Annotated in this window: 1 pseudogene; it reads left to right on the top strand. The window is 34.2% G+C overall.

The annotated features are described in order from the left end of the window. Positions 1-71 (top strand): annotated as a pseudogene (locus tag FUA24_RS17095) (30S ribosomal protein S10); the annotation flags it as partial. Positions 72-240: the final 169 nt, after the last annotated feature.

The raw sequence follows: 240 nt of genomic DNA on the forward strand, positions 1-240 counted from the left end.
CATCAAAAACAATTGATGCGTTAATGAAGCTTGAGTTGCCAAGTGGTGTAGAAGTAGAGATTAAAGTATAGTTGCAATTTCTGCTTTTAGCAGAAAGGAAACATGTCCCACCGATGCGGTCGCGGGAAAAACGGATAAATACATTTCAGGGACGAAAGGTATTTTGTCCCTGAATTTTTTTAAACAAGTAAATAAATTAAATAAATAATTATGTCTGGGTTAATTGGAAAAAAAATCGGT

Source organism: Seonamhaeicola marinus (assembly GCF_008085455.1).